At 34.0% G+C, this 18,535-nt stretch carries 13 protein-coding genes; 7 read left to right on the forward strand and 6 right to left on the reverse strand.

The genetic code is table 11. From position 1 onward, the window contains the following. Positions 1 to 20: 20 nt before the first annotated feature. Together mfd and LG45_RS04275 are read right to left on the reverse strand one after the other, a co-directional pair. Positions 21 to 3,323 (reverse strand): transcription-repair coupling factor, encoded by a 3,303-nt coding sequence (mfd, locus tag LG45_RS04270; protein ID WP_240471817.1) that lies wholly within the window; start codon positions 3,321 to 3,323, stop codon positions 21 to 23. A gap of 56 nt (positions 3,324 to 3,379) precedes the next feature. Continuing rightward, positions 3,380 to 4,003, reverse strand: coding sequence for a hypothetical protein (locus tag LG45_RS04275; RefSeq protein ID WP_052087479.1), 624 nt, complete (start codon positions 4,001 to 4,003; stop codon positions 3,380 to 3,382). A 192-nt stretch (positions 4,004 to 4,195) separates the two neighbouring features. On the opposite strand from LG45_RS04275, the gene LG45_RS04280 reads away from it, so the two are divergent. Continuing rightward, the gene (locus LG45_RS04280; RefSeq protein WP_035124764.1) at positions 4,196 to 5,137 is read left to right on the forward strand and encodes an L-threonine 3-dehydrogenase; all 942 of its coding nucleotides are present in this window, start codon (positions 4,196 to 4,198) and stop codon (positions 5,135 to 5,137) included. A gap of 275 nt (positions 5,138 to 5,412) precedes the next feature. Here LG45_RS04280 and LG45_RS04285 read toward each other — a convergent pair whose 3' ends face one another. Together LG45_RS04285 and LG45_RS04290 are read right to left on the reverse strand one after the other, a co-directional pair. Then, positions 5,413 to 5,895, reverse strand: coding sequence for a nuclear transport factor 2 family protein (locus LG45_RS04285; protein WP_035124765.1), 483 nt, complete (start codon positions 5,893 to 5,895; stop codon positions 5,413 to 5,415). Between the two features lie 153 nt (positions 5,896 to 6,048). Continuing rightward, entirely contained in the window at positions 6,049 to 7,380 is a 1,332-nt protein-coding gene (locus tag LG45_RS04290; RefSeq protein ID WP_035124768.1) for an ammonium transporter, read from the reverse strand. A 240-nt stretch (positions 7,381 to 7,620) separates the two neighbouring features. Between LG45_RS04290 and LG45_RS04295 the strand changes: the two genes are divergently transcribed. Then, complete coding sequence (locus tag LG45_RS04295) at positions 7,621 to 8,214, forward strand: 2OG-Fe(II) oxygenase (RefSeq protein ID WP_035124771.1); 594 nt, start codon at positions 7,621 to 7,623, stop codon at positions 8,212 to 8,214. A gap of 213 nt (positions 8,215 to 8,427) precedes the next feature. Here LG45_RS04295 and LG45_RS04300 read toward each other — a convergent pair whose 3' ends face one another. Next, a complete protein-coding gene (locus LG45_RS04300; RefSeq protein WP_035124774.1) occupies positions 8,428 to 8,715 on the reverse strand; it encodes a hypothetical protein in 288 nt (95 codons plus the stop codon). A gap of 56 nt (positions 8,716 to 8,771) precedes the next feature. On the opposite strand from LG45_RS04300, the gene LG45_RS04305 reads away from it, so the two are divergent. The 4 genes from LG45_RS04305 to LG45_RS04320 all read left to right on the forward strand — a co-directional run bounded on the left by LG45_RS04305 (position 8,772) and on the right by LG45_RS04320 (position 13,832). After that, complete coding sequence (locus LG45_RS04305) at positions 8,772 to 9,158, forward strand: (deoxy)nucleoside triphosphate pyrophosphohydrolase (RefSeq protein WP_035124775.1); 387 nt, start codon at positions 8,772 to 8,774, stop codon at positions 9,156 to 9,158. Continuing rightward, entirely contained in the window at positions 9,155 to 12,295 is a 3,141-nt protein-coding gene (locus tag LG45_RS04310) for a DEAD/DEAH box helicase (protein ID WP_035124777.1), read from the forward strand. The genes LG45_RS04305 and LG45_RS04310 overlap by 4 nt, the downstream gene beginning before the upstream one ends. Positions 12,296 to 12,411: 116 nt before the next feature. Continuing rightward, on the forward strand, positions 12,412 to 12,972 hold the full coding sequence (locus LG45_RS16005) for a hypothetical protein (protein ID WP_052087480.1): 561 nt from the start codon (positions 12,412 to 12,414) through the stop codon (positions 12,970 to 12,972). A gap of 665 nt (positions 12,973 to 13,637) precedes the next feature. Beyond that, complete coding sequence (locus tag LG45_RS04320) at positions 13,638 to 13,832, forward strand: hypothetical protein (RefSeq protein WP_035124780.1); 195 nt, start codon at positions 13,638 to 13,640, stop codon at positions 13,830 to 13,832. Between the two features lie 85 nt (positions 13,833 to 13,917). Here LG45_RS04320 and LG45_RS16010 read toward each other — a convergent pair whose 3' ends face one another. Next, a complete protein-coding gene (locus LG45_RS16010) occupies positions 13,918 to 17,841 on the reverse strand; it encodes a choice-of-anchor I family protein (RefSeq protein WP_081932033.1) in 3,924 nt (1,307 codons plus the stop codon). 488 nt (positions 17,842 to 18,329) lie between these two features. Here LG45_RS16010 and LG45_RS04330 point away from each other — a divergent pair, with 488 nt between their 5' ends. Beyond that, on the forward strand, positions 18,330 to 18,521 hold the full coding sequence (locus tag LG45_RS04330) for a hypothetical protein (RefSeq protein ID WP_165570792.1): 192 nt from the start codon (positions 18,330 to 18,332) through the stop codon (positions 18,519 to 18,521). Positions 18,522 to 18,535: the final 14 nt, after the last annotated feature.

An 18,535-nucleotide genomic window follows, 5' to 3' on the forward strand; every position in this document is an offset into this window, starting at 1 on the left:
TTGTTGGTTTATATCCAAAATTATATTCGATTCATCAATTCTAATGCTTTATTAATTGACTTTACATTGTCAAATGTTAGCAATAATCGAAGTCCGTTTTTGGTTTCTTTTTCTTTCATTTTACACAAATTACTATTCATTTGCACAAACTGAACCATTTTCATAAAACGATTGGATTGGTAAAAATCACTTTGTTGATCGCCCACAAAATAGCCAATCATTTTACCTTGTTTCATCAATAATTTTTCAATTCCAATACTGCTTGCTTTCCATTTTATTCTGATGCTGTTTAGTAAAGCATTGGCTTCTTTTGGCAACGCTCCAAATCTATCAATTAATTTTTGTTCGAATTTCAATAACGTTTCTTCATCTTTTATCAAAGCCAATTCGTTGTATAAACTCAATCGTTCTGTAATACTGTTGATGTATTCGTCTGGAAAAAGCAATTCAAAATCGGTGTCAATTTGTAAATCTTTTACGTATTCTTTGGTTTCGATATTGTTTTCTGTTGGATATAAATCTTTGAATTCGTTTTCTTTTAGTTCGTCAATAGCTTCGTTCATGATTTTTTGATAGGTATCAAATCCGATATCGTTGATGAAACCGCTTTGTTCGCCACCAAGCAAATCTCCAGCTCCACGAATTTCCAAATCTTTCATGGCGATATTAAATCCGCTTCCAAGTTCTGAGAATTGTTCCAATGCATGAATACGTTTTCTAGCATCATCGGTCATCGCTGAATAGGGAGGAGTAATGAAATAACAAAACGCTTTTTTATTACTTCTACCAACACGACCACGCATTTGATGCAAATCAGACAAACCAAAATTATTCGCATTATTAATGAAAATGGTATTGGCATTTGGCACATCCAATCCGCTTTCAATAATTGTTGTGGCGACCAAAACATCAAATTCTCCGTTCATGAAGCCCAACATTAATTCTTCTAGTTTTTTTCCGTCCAATTGTCCGTGGCCAACGCCAACTCTCGCATCTGGAACCAATCGCTGAATCATTCCAGCAACTTCTTTAATGTTTTCAATTCGATTATTGATGAAAAATACTTGTCCGTTTCTCTGAATTTCATACGAAATAGCATCACGAATTAACTCTTCATGAAAGCGAACTACATTGGTTTCAATTGGATATCTATTTGGCGGAGGCGTCGTAATTACTGATAAATCTCGAGCTGCCATTAACGAAAATTGTAACGTTCTCGGAATTGGAGTTGCCGTTAAAGTCAACGTATCGACATTGGCAGAAATCGTTTTGAGTTTGTCTTTTACGTTTACACCAAATTTTTGTTCCTCGTCAATAATCAATAATCCTAAATCTTTGAAAACTACATTTTTATTAACCAATTGATGCGTTCCGATAATAATATCGAGTTTTCCTTCAGATAGTTCTTTTATAGTTTGAGCTTTTTCTTTTGCAGTTCTAAAACGGTTCAAGTAACCAATTGTAACTGGCATTTCCTTCAATCTTTCGGTAAAAGTTCTATAATGTTGGTATGCCAAAATCGTAGTTGGAACCAAAACCGCCACTTGTTTACCATTATCAACAGCTTTGAATGCCGCGCGAATGGCGACTTCTGTTTTACCAAAACCCACGTCGCCACAAACCAATCTATCCATTGGGCGATCGGTTTCCATATCATTTTTCACGTCTTGTGTTGAGGTAATTTGATCAGGCGTATCTTCATAAATGAAGGAACTTTCTAATTCTTTTTGCAAATAACTATCGGGTGCGCAAGCAAATCCTTTTTCCAATCTTCGCTTTGCATAAAGTTGAATTAAATTGAACGCAATATGTTTTACACGCGCTTTTGTTTTTTGTTTTAAAGCTTTCCACGCGCCACTTCCCAATTTGTAAATTTTTGGTGGTGCGCCATCTTTTCCGTTGTATTTTGAAATTTTATGTAGCGAATGAATACTCACATACACAATATCATTATCGGCATAAACCAGTTTTATAGCTTCTTGTGTTTTGCCTTCTACCTGAATTTTTTGCAATCCACCAAACTTTCCAATTCCATGATCGATGTGAGTTACATAATCGCCAACAGTTAATGACGTCAGTTCTTTTAAGGTTATAGTTTGCTTTTTAGAATAGCCGTTTTTGATGCTGAATTTGTGATAGCGTTCAAATATTTGGTGATCGGTGTAACATGCTATCTGATTTTCCTCATCTATGAACCCTTGAAACAATGGAAAAACAACGGTATTGTATTGTTTTTTGATGTTTTCGTGGTTTTCTTCATCAATTTCTTCAAAAATATCATGAAAACGATTCGCCTGATTTTCATTCGAACAAAACAAATAATTTTTAATTCCGTTGAAATGATTTTCGTTCAAATTATTGAGCAATAAATCAAATTGCTTGTTGAATGACGGTTGCGGATGAATATGAAATTCTATCGTTTTATCAATTTTATACGTTGGCGAATTGCTTAATTCTACCACCGAAAAATTAAGTGCTTTCCTAAGAAATTGCTTTTGATCTACAAATAAACCTTCGGGTTGAACGTGTTTTATTGTGGAGTCAAGTTTAGAAAATGCTTCGGTTGCTTTTGAAAAAAGTTTGTCTAATTGTTGCGAAAGCAAATCGGTATTCTGAATGAAAAGCACCGTTTTGGGATCGATGTAATCTAAAAAACTTTCACGATTTTCTTCAAAAAATTTATTTTCAACATTCGGAATAATTGAAATCTTTTTTAGTTTTTCGATAGACAATTGGGTTTCTACATCAAAACTTCGAATGGAATCGACTTCATTTCCAAAAAACTCAATTCGATACGGATTATCATTTGAAAAGGAAAACACATCTACAATTCCGCCACGCACCGAAAATTCGCCTGGTTCAGTAACAAAATCAACGCGTTTAAAGTTGTATTCAAATAATATTTCGTTGATAAAATCGATGGCTAATTTGTCATTAACTCCAATCTTTAAAGTGTTTTTTTCGAGATCTTTTTTGGTTACAACTTTTTCAAAAAGTGCTTCTGCATACGAAACAATTATAGCTGGTTTTTTACGAGAATTAATTCTGTTTAAAACCTCGGCGCGCAATAAAATATTAGCGTTATCGGTATCTTCAAGTTGGTAAGGTCTTCGGTACGAACCGGGATAAAACAGCACATCTTGGTCGTTAATCAATTGCTCTAAATCGTTTAAATAATAGGCAGCTTCTTCTTTGTCGTTGAACAATAGAAGAAAAGGCAAATCACTCTTTTCGAAAGTAGCATTTACAATAAATGACAACGCCGAACCCAATAAACCTTTCGCATTTATTTTGGTATCGCGTTGTTTTAATTCATTGGCCAAAAGCGCAACTTTAGCCGATTTTTGATAAACAGAAACTACTGTATTTTTACTCAAGTTTAATTTTTTTGAAATAATTCTGATTTTATTGGACGTTCACCAAGAACTTTTGGAGCAGACGGAATAGCTCTTGCCGTATCTTTCATTTTAATTAAGTCGGGTTCGCCTTCTTCTCTTGGAATCTGACTTCTAGTTACAATTTCTTCTAATTGCAGTTGTAAATATTCGATTTCCATATTAATTTCACCAACTAATTTCACCACTTTATTATCGGGAATTTGATTCAAATGAATAAACAAATCCATCGATTTTACTTTGGTAGTAATCACCGAAATTCTCGCTTTTACTTGTGGTTTATTGAATTCTACCGGAATGTTATTATTTAATTCAACGACTTTTTGAGAAAGTACTTTTGCTTTTTTCTGAAACGCACCAATAGAACTTTTTGGTTTCTGATTGATTTCGTTTAAAAAGACGCGCCATTCGTTCCAGCTGTTAATTTTAGATTGTGTGGCAGGATTAACAGGTGCGATGTCAAAAATCCAACCGTTGCTGATGTTGTTAAAGATAGCTTCACTTTTTTTGGCTTGTTTTTGTTGTTCAATTTTGCGTTGAGCAGCATCGTCCTGACAAGAAAAAAGAAGAACAGAAAGTAGTGAAAGAATTAGCAATTTCAATTTCATAGTGCGATTTTCATTTGGATTACAAAAATACAAAAGTAGTAGTTTAGTTTTGAGATTTTGTGAAAGGTTTTATAAATGTTGGACGATAGCAGTTTGATTTTCAAATTTGTTTGTTAATTGTATTGGTTGCTGTTTTGAATTCGAATAAATTTCTTCCGAAAACGTTATCTTTGTATCAGAAACAAACAAACTATGACTACTAAAATATTAATTATTGGTGCCTGTGGCCAAATAGGAACCGAGCTAACGACAAAGTTAAGAAGCATTTATGGTAACGACAATGTTATTGCTTCTGATATCAGAAAATTAAACAGTGATATTGTAAACAACGGAATTTTTGAAGTTGTAAATGCATTAGATTACAATCAGATTGAGCATTTAATTGAGAAATATCAAATTACCGATGTTTATTTAATGGCGGCATTATTATCGGCTACGGCTGAGAAAAATCCAGCTTTTGCATGGGATTTAAATATGAATTCGCTATTCCATGTATTGAATTTGGCGAAAGCCGGAAAGATAAAAAAGATATTTTGGCCTTCAAGTATCGCGGTTTTCGGACCAACAACTCCAAGAAACAACACGCCACAATATACCATAATGGAACCTTCTACAGTGTACGGAATTTCTAAACAAACTGGCGAAAGATGGTGTGAATATTACCATAATCAATATGGAGTTGATGTGCGAAGTATTCGTTATCCTGGATTAATAAGTTGGACAACCGAACCTGGTGGCGGAACGACAGATTATGCTGTAGATATTTACCACAAAGCATTAGAAAACGGAACTTTTGAATGTTTTTTATCAGAAGACACTAAGTTGCCAATGATGTACATGGATGATGCCATTAGAGCAACGGTAGAAATCATGCAAGCCAATGCTGATGATGTAAAGATTCGCTCTTCGTACAATTTGTCTGGAATTAGTTTTACTCCAGCCGAGATTGCCAATGAAATTAAAAAGCATATTCCCGATTTTACTATTTCGTACAAACCCGATTTTCGTCAGAAGATTGCCGACAGTTGGCCTGCTTCAATAGACGATTCTAGCGCTAGAAAAGATTGGGGTTGGAGACATGAATTTGAAATGGATTCGATGACAAAAGTGATGTTGGAGAATTTGAGGAAGTAAGGTTTTATGTAACATTTTTGAACATAGATTAGAGAAATTATATAAATTTTTAAAATTTCTTTAATCTGTGTTTCTTTTTTATAGTTCTGATTTATTCAGCCGTCACTTCGAGTGTTTTTTATAAAATTGCGACCGAGCTATTTTATGAAAAATGTATCGAGAACTTTGGAGCAATTAATTCAGTTTTTCAAAAGTTCTCGATACAATTTTGCTCCATTGCATTCCACAAAATCACTCGAAGTGACGATTGAGTAATTCCGGAATTTGGAAAGAAACTATTTTTTCAATTTACTAATCAAAGCGTCTTCAATAGGCGCTTTTATTTTTGTAACTTCATCCGAATTGTCGTTGGGAACGGTCATTGATAATACGTAATGTTTTATTTTCCAAGAGTTTTTGTCTTTTACCAAAACACCCGAACCACGACAGATTTTCATTTGAGTATTCAATAATTCATCAAACCAAGCTGTTTTTCCGTCTTTAGAAAAATAGATATTTCGTTCTAACGCGGTGAAACTCCAAGCGCGACCTTTATCGAAATAAGGTTTTGCAAAGGCTTTAAATTGAGTTTTGTTCCAGTTTTCTGTAGCATCGGTTCCAATGTAGATGGAATCATCGGTTAAGTAACTAAAGTAGTTGTCAAACTGAACATCGGCTGCAGCTTTGTGCCAATTGTCTAACATTACATTTATGTCTTTTTTGTCTTGTGCTGTTGCAAAAGTTGTAGCTAGCAATAAAAAGAAAAGTAGTTTTTTCATGAGTAAAGTTTTGATAAAAATACAAAAAGGTTGCCACAAAGTCATTAAGCCACAAAGTTTTTTTCTAGCTCACTGACCAAAAGAAATATATTTTAGAGTTTAACAAATTAAAGTAAACCTTTGCGTCTTTGTGTCTTCGTGGCAAAAATGTATCTAAAACTTCTCACCATGCTGCGATAAATCCAAACCTAAATCTTCTGATTCTTCGGTAACACGTATGGGAATTATAAAATTGGTAATTTTAAAAAGTAAGTAAGCACCACCAAAAGTAAATGCCGAAACTAGAACCAACGCCATCATGTGATGACCAAAAACGCTCCATCCGCCGTGAAGCAAACTAGCATTTTCTCCTTGTGCGAAGATTGCCGTAAGAATCATACCCATAATTCCGCCAACGCCATGACAGGCAAAAACGTCTAACGTGTCGTCTATTTGCTTTAGCTTTTTCCAATAGACCATTTTGTTGGAAACTATAGCGCCGATAAATCCGAAGAAAATACTTTGCGGAACGGTTACAAATCCTGCCGAAGGAGTAATTACCACCAATCCAACAACTGCGCCGATACAAGCTCCGAGTGCCGAAACTTTTCGTCCGTTTAATCGGTCGAAGAACACCCAAGTCATCATTGCTGATGCCGATGCGATTGTAGTAGTTGCAAATGCCATTGCCGCCGTTGCATTTGCTGCCAAAGCCGAACCAGCATTGAATCCGAACCAACCAAACCACAACAATCCAGTTCCTAATAACACAAACGGAATGTTGGTAGGAATATGTTCGCTATTTTTTCGTTTGCCCAAAACAATAACTCCAGCCAATGCTGCGAAACCTGCGCTCATGTGCACCACTGTACCTCCAGCGAAATCCTTAACTCCGAAATAACTACCTAAAAGGCCGTGAGGATGCCAAATCATGTGGCATAACGGAGCATAAATACAAACTGTGAACAAACAAATAAATAGGAGAAAGGAGATAAAGCGAATGCGCTCGGCCAATGCGCCGGTTATGATTGCAGGCGTAATCACAGCAAATTTCATTTGGAAAAGGGCAAAAAGAATAAACGGTATTGAAGAACCCAACGACTTATGAGGCAAAAGTTCTACTTGATCAAAAAAAGCATAATTGCATGGGTTGCCTATTATTCCGTAGTGTGTTCCGTCTATGGTTAAGCCTATTGGGCTTCCGAATGATAAACTGAAACCTACGGTTACCCAAAGCAAACTCACAACGCCAAGGCAAATAAAACTTTTGAGCATGGTAGAAATGACGTTTTTCTTGCCCACCATTCCGCCATAGAAAAAAGAAAGTCCAGGCGTCATTAATAAAACTAAGCACGATGCAGTTAGTAACCAAGCCACATCGGCAAAATTAATTGTACTTGCATCATTAAAATCGGTTGTTGGCGCTTGGTGTTGCCAAAACAAACCAGTAATCGCTACAATTGTAATAATTATGAAAGCCGATATCCAACGTTTTTCTAAACCCATTTTATTTTTACCCTAAAATTTATGGGGTAAAATTATAAAATAATTAAATATAATGGATTTGAAGTCTAAAATAATTGGGGTTAAAAATAAATTTTTATGAAAAATACAATTATAAGTTTGTTTTTGCGTCATGTATGTAGATATTCGAAATTATAGTACAAATACATTATTTAAAATGTAACACCAACGCTTTTTAATAGCCTACCTTGCTCGGCTTGTCTAATCGAGTACAAATGTGAAATGGATGCTAGTTTTGAAACCTTGATTACGAGTTTTATTGAAAATAATGTGGGAATTGCCGATGATTTTTTGAGTGATGAATTGTGTCAGCATTTAAAAGAAAATCTTTTACAATTGAACGATAGTGATTTGCTAAAAAAAGCAGGAGTAGGCAATGATGCCCGAATGGTTGTAGACGATTTAATTAGAAATGACAAAATTTATTGGCTAGATAAAGCGCACAATAACAAATTTGAAAATGCTTTTTTTGCTAAAATTGATGCTTTTGTGGCACATTTAAACCGCAGTTGTTTTACCAATATTAAAAGCTACGAATTTCACTACTCTTTGTATGAATCGGGTAGTTTTTACCGACCTCATTTTGATCAATTTGAAGACGATGCCAAGCGCCAATTCTCGATGATTAGTTACTTAAATGCCAATTGGGAGCAAAAGGACGGAGGCGAATTAAAGATTTACCAAGACAACAGCAACCAAACGATTTCACCCACGCAAGGCAAAACGGTTTTCTTTAATAGTCACGATTTAGAACATGAGGTTTTAGTGACGAATGAGAGACGAATGAGTGTTACTGGTTGGTTGAAGAGAGGTTAGATATTTTTTTGTAGAAAACTTGAATCACATTAATCTTTTGGGTACCACAACATCGAGGTATATACGGCTTATATACGGCGTATATATGGAGTAAGTACGGCGTAAGTACGGAGTAAGTGTAAATTTCAATGCGATTGATTTTTGTATTGAGGTTTCTTAAAATTTACGATTTGGAGCATGAGGTTTTAGTAACGAATGAGAGAAGTATGAGAGTTATTGGTTGGTTGAAGAGAGGATGAAACTTAAATAATCATGAATAAAATCATTTTCTGATTCTTGATTTTCATCAAATTTTAAAACGAATTGTGAAGTTAAATTATCGATAAGAGCTTCAATTTCTTCTGTGGTGTTGAGATTGTTTAGAAAAATTAATTGTTGATTTTCTTCTGAAAAATCTTCATTGAAATATATTAAAATGTCTTGCTTGAAAGAATCGGCGTAGTTTTGTTCTACTTTGTTTAAGTAGTTTTCTAGGTGATGGATTTTGTCTTTTAATTTCATTGCAAAAATTTCTTTAAAATTAAATAATTATATTTAAGTTTATCAAAAATCAAAAAATGATTAATGTTACCTGTGCAATCATAGTAATAGATTCTAAAATCTTAGTAACTCAAAGAAGTGCAAAGATGAAACTACCTTTGAAATGGGAGTTTCCAGGTGGAAAACTAGAAGTAGATGAAAGTGAAGTTGATTGTGTAATGAGAGAAGTTAAAGAAGAATTAAACATTGAAATTGAAGTTTTGAACAAACTTTCCAATAGCATTTTTGATTATGGAGCTTTTAAAATAAATCTAATTCCATTTATTGCAAATTATATCTCTGGTGAAATTTTATTGTCAGAACATAAAGATTATAAGTTGCTTGATAAAATCGAATTATTGAATTTAGATTGGGCGGAAGCAGATTTGCCAATTGTAGAAGAATTTTTAAAACTTGAATTATGAACCAAGGATTATATGAAGAATTAGTTACTAAACTAATCAATTATAAAATAAATGAATTAGATAAAGATACGTTTCACGTAAAGACAACACCTATTGACAAAGCTGAAGCGGCACAATTATTATCTCAACATATTGGAAAAACAATTCGGCAAGCTTTTAATTTAATCAAAGGCGAAGATGTTCTTGAAACACAAATTGAAATAGCAAATAAAATCATTCTATTTTTAAATGAAGAATTAAAAAAAGAAGAATTTGAAGATGACTTAATCGAAACAGAAGGAAAAATTTTAAAAGCTGTTTTTACAAAAGTTGATGCACATTTCACTGATTTAAATTTACATTTAAAAGAAATTACACCTTATACAAGATTAATTCATAGCGAGCTTTTTACAGGAGGAAATTCAGGAACAACTTTAGAAAGTGAATTAAGAAAGGAAATATTATCGTCTAATAAAATTGACTTATTAGTTTCATTTATTAAATGGAAAGGTATCAGGATTTTAGAGCGTGAATTAAGAGAATTTACAGAAAGAGGTGGAAAACTTAGAGTTATTACAACAACTTACATTGGAGCAACCGACGCAAAAGCAGTTGAATTTTTAGCTTCTTTAGAAAATACAGAAGTAAAAGTTTCTTACAATACAGGAAATGAGAGATTACATGCCAAAGCTTATTTGTTTCAAAGAAATACTGGTTTTCATACTGGTTATATTGGGTCTTCCAATTTTTCTCGCTCAGCATTAACTGACGGATTAGAATGGAATTTGAAAATAACTACTAAAGAAGTTAGTCATATTATTGATAAATTTAAAAAAACATTCGAGGCTTATTGGCAAAATTCAGAGTTTGAATTGTACGACCGCAATATTCATTCTGTAAAATTAGTTGAAGCTTTAAAACAAGGAAAACTTTCAAAAGAATACACTTTTACAACATCGTTTTTCGATATAAAACCTTTTCATTATCAAAATGAAATACTTGAAAAATTAGAAGTTGAAAGGGCTGTTCATAATAGATATAAAAATCTTTTAGTTGCGGCAACAGGTACAGGAAAAACTGTTATATCTGCATTTGATTATAAAAATTTTAGAAGCAATAAAAAATCATCAAGATTACTTTTCGTTGCGCACAGGAAAGAAATTTTGCAACAAGCAAAGGCAACATTTCAAGGAGTTTTAAAAGATAATAATTTTGGAGCTTTATGGGTTGATGGTTTAGAACCAACATCGAATGAATATGTTTTTGCTTCGGTTCAAACCTTAAATAATAGACTTAAGGAAATTAAGCTTTCACCTGAATACTATGATTTTATAATTATTGACGAAGTTCACCACATATCTGCAGCAACTTACAGACCAATCATAAACTATTTTAAACCAAAAGTTCTTTTAGGATTAACAGCAACTCCCGAAAGAATGGATAATGAGAATATTCTTGAAGATTTTTGTAACCGCATTGCTGCAGAAATTAGACTTCCAGAAGCATTAAATAAAAAATTATTAAGTCCTTTTCAATATTTTGGAATTACAGATAGTATAGATTTAAGAGGTGTAAAATGGGAAAAAGGAAAGTATGTAGCAAGTGAATTAACAAATTTATATACTAAAAATGATGTTCGTGTAGGTGAGATAATTTCTAATCTTAATAAGTACACTAATGATATAAATGATGTTCGTGCAATTGGTTTTTGTGTAACAATTGAACACGCATCATTTATGGCTGAAAAATTCAATTTAGCAGGATTAAAAGCAGAATATTTGACAGCTAAAAACTCTAGCGAAAGAGACAGAATTAGAGAACAATTTAGAAAGAAAGAATTCAACTATTTATTTGTAGTAGATATTTTCAATGAAGGAGTTGATATTCCTGAAATTGATACGGTTTTGTTTTTAAGACCAACCGAAAGTTTAACCGTTTTCCTTCAACAATTAGGACGTGGTTTGCGTTTGGCAGAGGGTAAAGATTGTTTAACAGTTTTAGATTTTGTTGGTAATTCAAGACCAGAATATGATTTTGAGAGTAAGTTTAGAGCTTTAATTGGGAAGACAACAACTTCTGTTCAAAAAGAAATTGAAGATGATTTTCCACATTTACCTTTGGGATGTTCAATTGTTTTAGAAAAAAGAACAAAAGAAACTATTCTTGAAAACATAAAAAGGGCAACATCTTTAAATGTAAACCAACTGATAAACAAAATTATAAATTTTCAGCACCAAACGACTTTACCATTAACTTTAAATAATTTTATTGAACTAAATCATATTACAATTGAAACTATTTATAAGAAAGATAGTTGGTCAAGATTATGTCAAAGAGCAGGAGTAATTAATGATTTTGAAAATACAAACGAAAAGCAAATTTATTCAGCTATTGGAAAAAAATGGTTGTCTACCAATTCTACAAGTTATTTCAATTTCATTTTAAAAATTGCCAAACAAGGTTTCAATATTAAAATTAATGATTTTAATGAGAATGAAAAAACAATGCTATTGATGTTACATTATGACGTTTGGCAAAGTGCTGGAGGTTTTGATTCCTTAGAAAAAAGTATAATTCAAATTGGAAAAAATAGAATCCTTGTAAAAGAAATTATTGAAGTTCTAGAAATATTGATTGATAAAATTGGTTTTAAGGAAATAGATATCAAACTTCCTTATGAACAGTCATTAAAGTTGCATGCGCGTTATACTAGAGATCAAATCTTAGTTGCTTTCGGGTTAAGTACTTTTGATAAAAAGTCTTCAAATAGAGAAGGCGCTGCGGAAAATAAAAAGTTAAACACGGAAATACTCTTCATAAATTTAATTAAATCAGAAGAAAATTTTTCTCCAACAACGATGTATGATGATTATGCAATCAGCGAAACATTATTTCATTGGCAATCACACAATGCTTATGGTCCGGAAACAGGCAAAGGATTGTCATATATAAATCATGGTGAATTGAATAAAAAAATGTTACTCTTTGTTCGAGAAAAAGCAAACGATGAAAATGGAAATACTCTTGGTTATGTTTTTATTGGAGAAGCAAATTTTAGAGAAACAGAAGGTTCAAAGCCAATGAGCATTAAATGGGAACTGAACGAACCAATGCCAAATTATTTGTGGAAAGAATCTGCTAAAATGTCTGTAGGATAATCTAATTTTTGAAAGCATTTTAATTGTATATATCTTCCATTTCAACTTTTAACACTTCCACAACTAAAAACTTATTTCAAAAACTACTATATTTGAAATCTTAAAAAACACACACTATGAAAAATATATTAAGTGCTTTGGTTTTAGCGTCGGTATTGTTTGTTTCTTGCAAGAAAGAGGAAACAGCAGTTGCTCCAGAAGCCAATAAAGAAGAGTCGGTTTTCTCAGATTCTTTCTCTGGACCGGTTGATACTACTGCAGTTCCGGTTGCTACGGCAACTACTCCAGCTACAACTACCACTGGAAGTCCAACTATGATGACTACAACGCAAACGGCTACTGTGCCTGCGCCAGCTCCGGTTGCTAAAGGAATGAATCCTGCGCATGGTCAGCCAGGACATCGTTGTGAAATTCCGGTTGGTGCGCCATTGAATTCGGCTCCAGGTAAAGCTACTGTGCAACAGGTAAAGCCAACTAGCACAACAATTAGTTCTTCTGATTTAAAAGCAGGAACGGTTTCTACTAATGGTGCTACAATTACTACGGTGAATAATAATGTTACTCCAAATGCTGGTCCAGTTACTCCAACTGTTACAGCTCCTGGAATGAATCCGCCACACGGTCAAGAAGGTCATGATTGCGCGGTTGCTGTTGGTGCGCCGTTACCGAAGAAATAATTTTTAGTTTTTAGATATAATGGAAGAGTGGCTTTTTGGTCACTCTTTTTTTTGTGGAAATGTTTCCATAGGTTCTCGATTAGCTACGCTCAGTTCGGCAAAAGCCTCGGGTCAATTTTTATAAAACAGCTAATCGCAGTTTTATAAAAATCACTCGAAGTGACGGTAGTGTGAGTTTGACGTTCAGTTTTCATAGTGTTGGTGGTTTTTGGGACGCGGATGACGCGGATTTTGGCGGATTTTGGCGGATTTTGGCGGATTTTTTATTTGGATTGTGGAATTGTTTCCATTGGTTCTCGATTAGCTACGCTCAGTTCGGCAAAAGCCTCGGGTCAATTTTTATAAAACAGCTAATCGCAGTTTTATAAAAATCACTCGAAGTGACGGTAGTGTGAGTTTGACGTTCAGTTTTCATAGTGTTGGTGGTTTTTGGGACGCGGATGACGCGGATTTTGACGGATTGTCACGGATTTTTTTATTGAGTATTTTGATTTTTTGGAACACAGATTTGAGAAATTTATTTATTTTTTACTAATCACTAATCACTAATCACTAATCACTAATCACTAATCACTCAAATCATACAACATTTAACTGAGAATGTATAACAGAATCAAACTGTTGGCAGATACCTTTGTTGTCATATTAATTTAAAACTAAGGATTATGAATTTGAAACGTACTTTTGGCTTTGTGCTAACGATATTGGGAATTGTGGGATTGATTTATGCAGCGGTGTTGTTCTCTGGAACGCAAGGTAGCGAAAGTGATATTAAAGGTTTAATTATCTACGGTGTTTTGGGTGCTATCTTTTTCATATCCGGAATTGGATTGGTGAAAAATACTAAAGACGAAGCATAAATTTTCACTTTTGAACATTACATAAAAAAGAAAACCTCCTTTGCACAGGAGGTTTTCAAGTTGAAAAAAAACTACACAATTAACTTTATTTCACAACTAATTTTTTAACGATTCCTTCGCCTGTTTTTACTAAGTAAATTCCAGTTGATAAACCGCTTGTATTGATGGTTTGAGCTCCTTTTTGTGATAGGATTAATTTTCCTGAAAAGTCATACAACTCAATATCGGCAGTACGATTAAAGTATACTATTCCGTTGTCGTTTGATGGATTTGGAAACAATACAAATGTTGCTGGACCATTATCAAAATCTGGTGTTGATAAGGCATTGGTATCTACTTCAAATATTGTAATTGTTCCGCTTATTTCATTGGCAACTAAAATGTATGGTGTTCCTGTTGGGCTATTTGCTCCAGAAACATAAGTAATTCCTTCTGGTCCATGATCACCTGCATACGCTGAGGTACTTCGACTGTTTTTATAATCGACAAAAACAGCATCGTTTGGATTGGTAATGTTATAAACCATAACGCCACCAACGCGTTCTAACGAAATGAAAGCAAATGTTTCCGAACCAATTTGAGCAACCGTTACACCTTCTGGTTCTGGACCTTTAGCACGGCTTCTTCCTTTAGCAACGTTGTCCTCATGATCGGCATTGAATAATGTTGGAAGATTGGCAGCTGTATACATTTCAAAATCATCACCACTATCATAAACTAATTGTTTAGTCGTAGCATTGAAAATTGAAAACGAACGTGCTCCAACCGCATTAATAGTTTCAAATTCTGGATCGGCATCAGTATTTCCACTTAAGTTGGAAACTCTAAAACGTCCCATATTGTACGATTGTTTCAAAACACTTGCATTTGGAAAATTGACAGCATCCAATAAATAAGTAGCTGCTCCAACGGTAGTTCTTTCTACAAATCCAGTGTATTCTTTTTCGTCACCTTCATTAGCAGTTACAATGTAATTTGTTCCGCCAACAGTGTAATTTGCAACAGCATCAGGCATATAAAACGCTTGAATTGGCCAGTTTGCAATAAGCACTTGGTTGTTGTTATCAGAAATATCCATTCCGTTTCCAGGCGTATTTACATTTTTGGTTCCTAATGCCCAAATATCAGTAATAGAAGTAGTTGCCAAATTGATTTCGGCAATAGCATTGTTTTCTTGTAGAGTAACATAAGCTTTTTGAGAATCGGCGCTAATAGCGATATATTCTGGTTCGAAATCTTGAGACATTGTACTAGTCAATTTTAATTTTCTTACACCAGATGCAATCAAAGTTGCTTCTTGCGAATTATAAGCAGTAAATAATAAAGTAGTTACATTGGCTTGAGTTAAAGCAGGAATTCCTCCCGAAATATCAATCACACTTACCGAACCTTCTGGATCGATAGAATAATTAGCGTTTGGCTGACCTTCATTAGCCGTCATAACTTTAGTTCCGTCTGGTGAAAACGTAATCATATCAGGTAATGCACCAACAGTTACTTGTTTTAAAAATACTCCGTTGGTATCAAAAAATACTACAGAACCATTTAAGGTTTCATCAGCATTTGGCGAAGCAACAGCTACAACTCCGTTTTTAACAGCTACAGAAGTTACTCCTCCATAAGGATTCATGTTGATTGATGTTACAACAGTTGGCGCAGTTGGATTTGAGAAATTAATGATGTCTAAAAATCCTGCTACAGCGCTTGTAGTAAATAAACGTTGCGATGTTGGATCGTGAACTACAATTTCGCATGTACTCGTACTTGATCCTGATGGGTCGAAACTTCCAATGTAATTTAGTTCAATTTGATTGCTTGGCGTTGGCGCTAAACGATCGTTATCTTTAATGAAAATCGTTGCAGTTGGAGTTCCTGTAATTGCTAAACCAACTGGATTTTCTAAACTTAAAACAAAATATTCTGCTTGTTGTTCTTCTAAAGTATCATCAATAATCGGAATAGTAATCGTTTGTGTCAACGCACTTGTTCCAGTAAAGTTCAAAGTTTGCGTAGCCAATGTAAAATCTCCAGAATCGGCTGTGCTGAACGGTGCAGTTTTTACAACTAAATCTACTGAACTTGTTGCAGGACTTGATAAATTAACTACGAAAGATAGTGTTCCAGCTGTTTCATTTACTGTAACAAAATTAGAAGCTAAACTTACAGATGTATTGTATGTAAAAGCAAAAGAATAAGGACAAGACATTAACGCGTTTGTAGTATCTTGAATATTACTAATTACTAAAGTATAATTTGTTGCCGATGCAAATGCTGTGCTGAAATTTAATGTGGCAATATTATTTGCAACAGATACAGAAGCTAAATTTGGAACACCAGAATAATTCGCCACATTTGAAGCAGAAGTTGGGTTCAAATTATTATTGAATGTTACTTGAATTGTTGTATTATTTACAACCGAAACACTTTGTACTTGAAGTGAACTTGGGAAATTCCAAGTTGGCCACGTTTGAGCTGCTGTTCCGCCTCCGACACCTGTCCAATTAGCTGGATTTAATATTGAAGCTCTTACAGTAGCTGGAGTTCCAGTTTGCGTTCCGCTGTAAAAAGCATTTACTGTATTTCCGGATACATTTCCAGGAGAAGTTGTAGTATTTAATGATGAAACTCCGTCTGTTAAACCAACTGGTAACATGGATAAACTTCCGCTGCATGAGGTGTTTGTTGCAATCCATCCGTTAGAAGTTAAAGCCGTAAGATAATTTGGAGTAGTATTTGAACCTGTGTAAGCAATCACTTGATCACCACCAGAACTCAATCCGAAACCAGAACCAGTAACTGTTCCAGTATTAGAAAGTAAAGCCGATGTTTGAATTGTAACAACAGAACCAGCAGGAACACATTGCGTCGCAGTCCAAACAATTCCGTTAGCACATTGTGCCGGTGAATTAGTAGTATATTTTGAATCGGTAAAGTTGATAAAAGTACCAGCAATAATATCTACGAAAGTGATAAAAGCTACTTCATCTTCAGTTGCTGTTGCATTCATTCTGTAAGCTACAAAAGCAATATCGCCTGCAGCAAATACCGTTTGATTGGCAATTGTTGTAAACGTAACTGATGGTGAAGTTGCAAGAGCATTATTACTTAAATCTTCAACTACATTTGGCAACAAAGTAACATAATATACTTGATTGTTAGCTAAATCTGAAGTTGGATTGATAGTAATTGTATTTCCAGAAATGGTAGCGTCGAATGGCACTAAAGTTCCTGTTGCATTATTTAAACGTAGTTCTACTAATGCATCAACATTGGTATTAGTAATTGCCGCATCGCTAACTAAACGAACATCTTCATTAAAAGTTATAGTAGGATTTGTAGTGATTGCCACATTTGTAGAAGCATTGGAAGGTAAAATAGTCGCAATTGGAGCAACCGAATCACCGCCGCCAACTGAAGCACCTTGAACAGTGAAATTGTCAAAACGATTGTTACCAACAGTTCCACCATCGCCTTGTGAAAATTCAACTTTTAGTTTGAAATTAGCGTTGTTATTCGCGCCAGTTACAGCTGTAAAATCTAAAGTTGCTAAAGCTGGATCACCGTTGTTTGGTAAAACAGTTGCGAATGGAACGTAAGTTGTTCCGTTTAATGAGTACGACCAAGATTGTGTTCCTGCTCCAGAACCAGATCGACGAGTTGCAAATTTCACGATAATGTTTTCATAACCTGAAGTTGGCAAAGCAAATTCTAATGCGCCACCAATTGGATCATTAAAACGTAAATGGGTTCCAGAAGCATCAGCATTTTGTGCGTTTAAGTTGAGAACATTAAAGTTCTGACCAGTTCCACCAGCAAAATCAATCGTACTTATTCCGCCAGGAATTGCATTTAAAGTTGCGCCACCAATTGTCTGAGATGGTGTAGTTATTGTAGCAACTGAAGTGGCAGTATTGAAGTTCCAATAGTGCAATAAGGTTTGCCCATGTGAGAATTGGCAAAGGATTAATAGGAGAAAAAAGACTCCTTTAGATAGGTAGTTTTTGTACATAATAGCGTTGTTTTTTTATTGCCACAAAATTGCAATGTGATTGTTATTATAGGATTATCTAAAAAACAATGATTTATTAAAAACAACTACTGGAATGTGTGTAAAATGTTACGGCTTGATGTTATGTTAAAATTGGTTTTACAATTTTGTAAAGGTTGGATTGTGATGTGAGCTAAAGATTTAAAGGAATTTATATTATGAATTTTCGAAATAAAAAAGCCCAACATTGAAAACTACACAGAAAATTTTAAAACCAAAAGAGTTTCATTTAATGCTAAAATTTATTTACACTTATTTATAATAAAATTCTATAACTTCGTAGAAATCATTCTACAGCCTTTTAAAACGGCAATCAAAATAAAAATCTTACAATTGTAGTGTAAACATTTTGCGCAAAAGTTTATAAAATATATTTATAAATTTAAAACTTTTAAAAACTAAAAAAGTATTTTACAACTATCGCAATGGTAGCTTTTAGTAGTGCATCAATGGCAAATACAATTGCTGATGAAGAAGTTGTAACTGAAGAAAAAAAAGAAGTGGTTGTCGTTAGAAAAACAGATTGTTGTTTAATCTATGATCTAGCTTATGACTTAGCAATTAGTGAAGTCGCACCAGCTGAATCGGCTGAAAGTACAGCTAACATAGCATATAATAATTGTGAAAAAACAGCCGTTTAAAAATTAACAAAAGG

The organism is Flavobacterium aquatile LMG 4008 = ATCC 11947, from assembly GCF_000757385.1.
Taxonomy (GTDB): Bacteria; Bacteroidota; Bacteroidia; order Flavobacteriales; family Flavobacteriaceae; genus Flavobacterium; species Flavobacterium aquatile.

Excerpts from the sequence above, each read along its gene's own strand:
- LG45_RS04300 (WP_035124774.1), bottom strand. The coding sequence starts at position 8,715 with ATGAAATTAAAAGACAAAATCCATCACCTAGAAAACTACTTAAACAAA.
- LG45_RS04310 (WP_035124777.1), top strand. The coding sequence starts at position 9,155 with ATGAACCAAGGATTATATGAAGAATTAGTTACTAAACTAATCAATTAT.
- LG45_RS04305 (WP_035124775.1), top strand. The coding sequence starts at position 8,772 with ATGATTAATGTTACCTGTGCAATCATAGTAATAGATTCTAAAATCTTA.
- LG45_RS04320 (WP_035124780.1), top strand. The coding sequence starts at position 13,638 with ATGAATTTGAAACGTACTTTTGGCTTTGTGCTAACGATATTGGGAATT.
- LG45_RS04285 (WP_035124765.1), bottom strand. The coding sequence starts at position 5,895 with ATGAAAAAACTACTTTTCTTTTTATTGCTAGCTACAACTTTTGCAACA.
- LG45_RS16010 (WP_081932033.1), bottom strand. The coding sequence starts at position 17,841 with ATGTACAAAAACTACCTATCTAAAGGAGTCTTTTTTCTCCTATTAATC.
- LG45_RS16005 (WP_052087480.1), top strand. The coding sequence starts at position 12,412 with ATGAAAAATATATTAAGTGCTTTGGTTTTAGCGTCGGTATTGTTTGTT.
- LG45_RS04275 (WP_052087479.1), bottom strand. The coding sequence starts at position 4,003 with ATGAAATTGAAATTGCTAATTCTTTCACTACTTTCTGTTCTTCTTTTT.
- LG45_RS04290 (WP_035124768.1), bottom strand. The coding sequence starts at position 7,380 with ATGGGTTTAGAAAAACGTTGGATATCGGCTTTCATAATTATTACAATT.
- LG45_RS04295 (WP_035124771.1), top strand. The coding sequence starts at position 7,621 with ATGGATGCTAGTTTTGAAACCTTGATTACGAGTTTTATTGAAAATAAT.
- LG45_RS04280 (WP_035124764.1), top strand. The coding sequence starts at position 4,196 with ATGACTACTAAAATATTAATTATTGGTGCCTGTGGCCAAATAGGAACC.
- LG45_RS04330 (WP_165570792.1), top strand. The coding sequence starts at position 18,330 with ATGGCAAATACAATTGCTGATGAAGAAGTTGTAACTGAAGAAAAAAAA.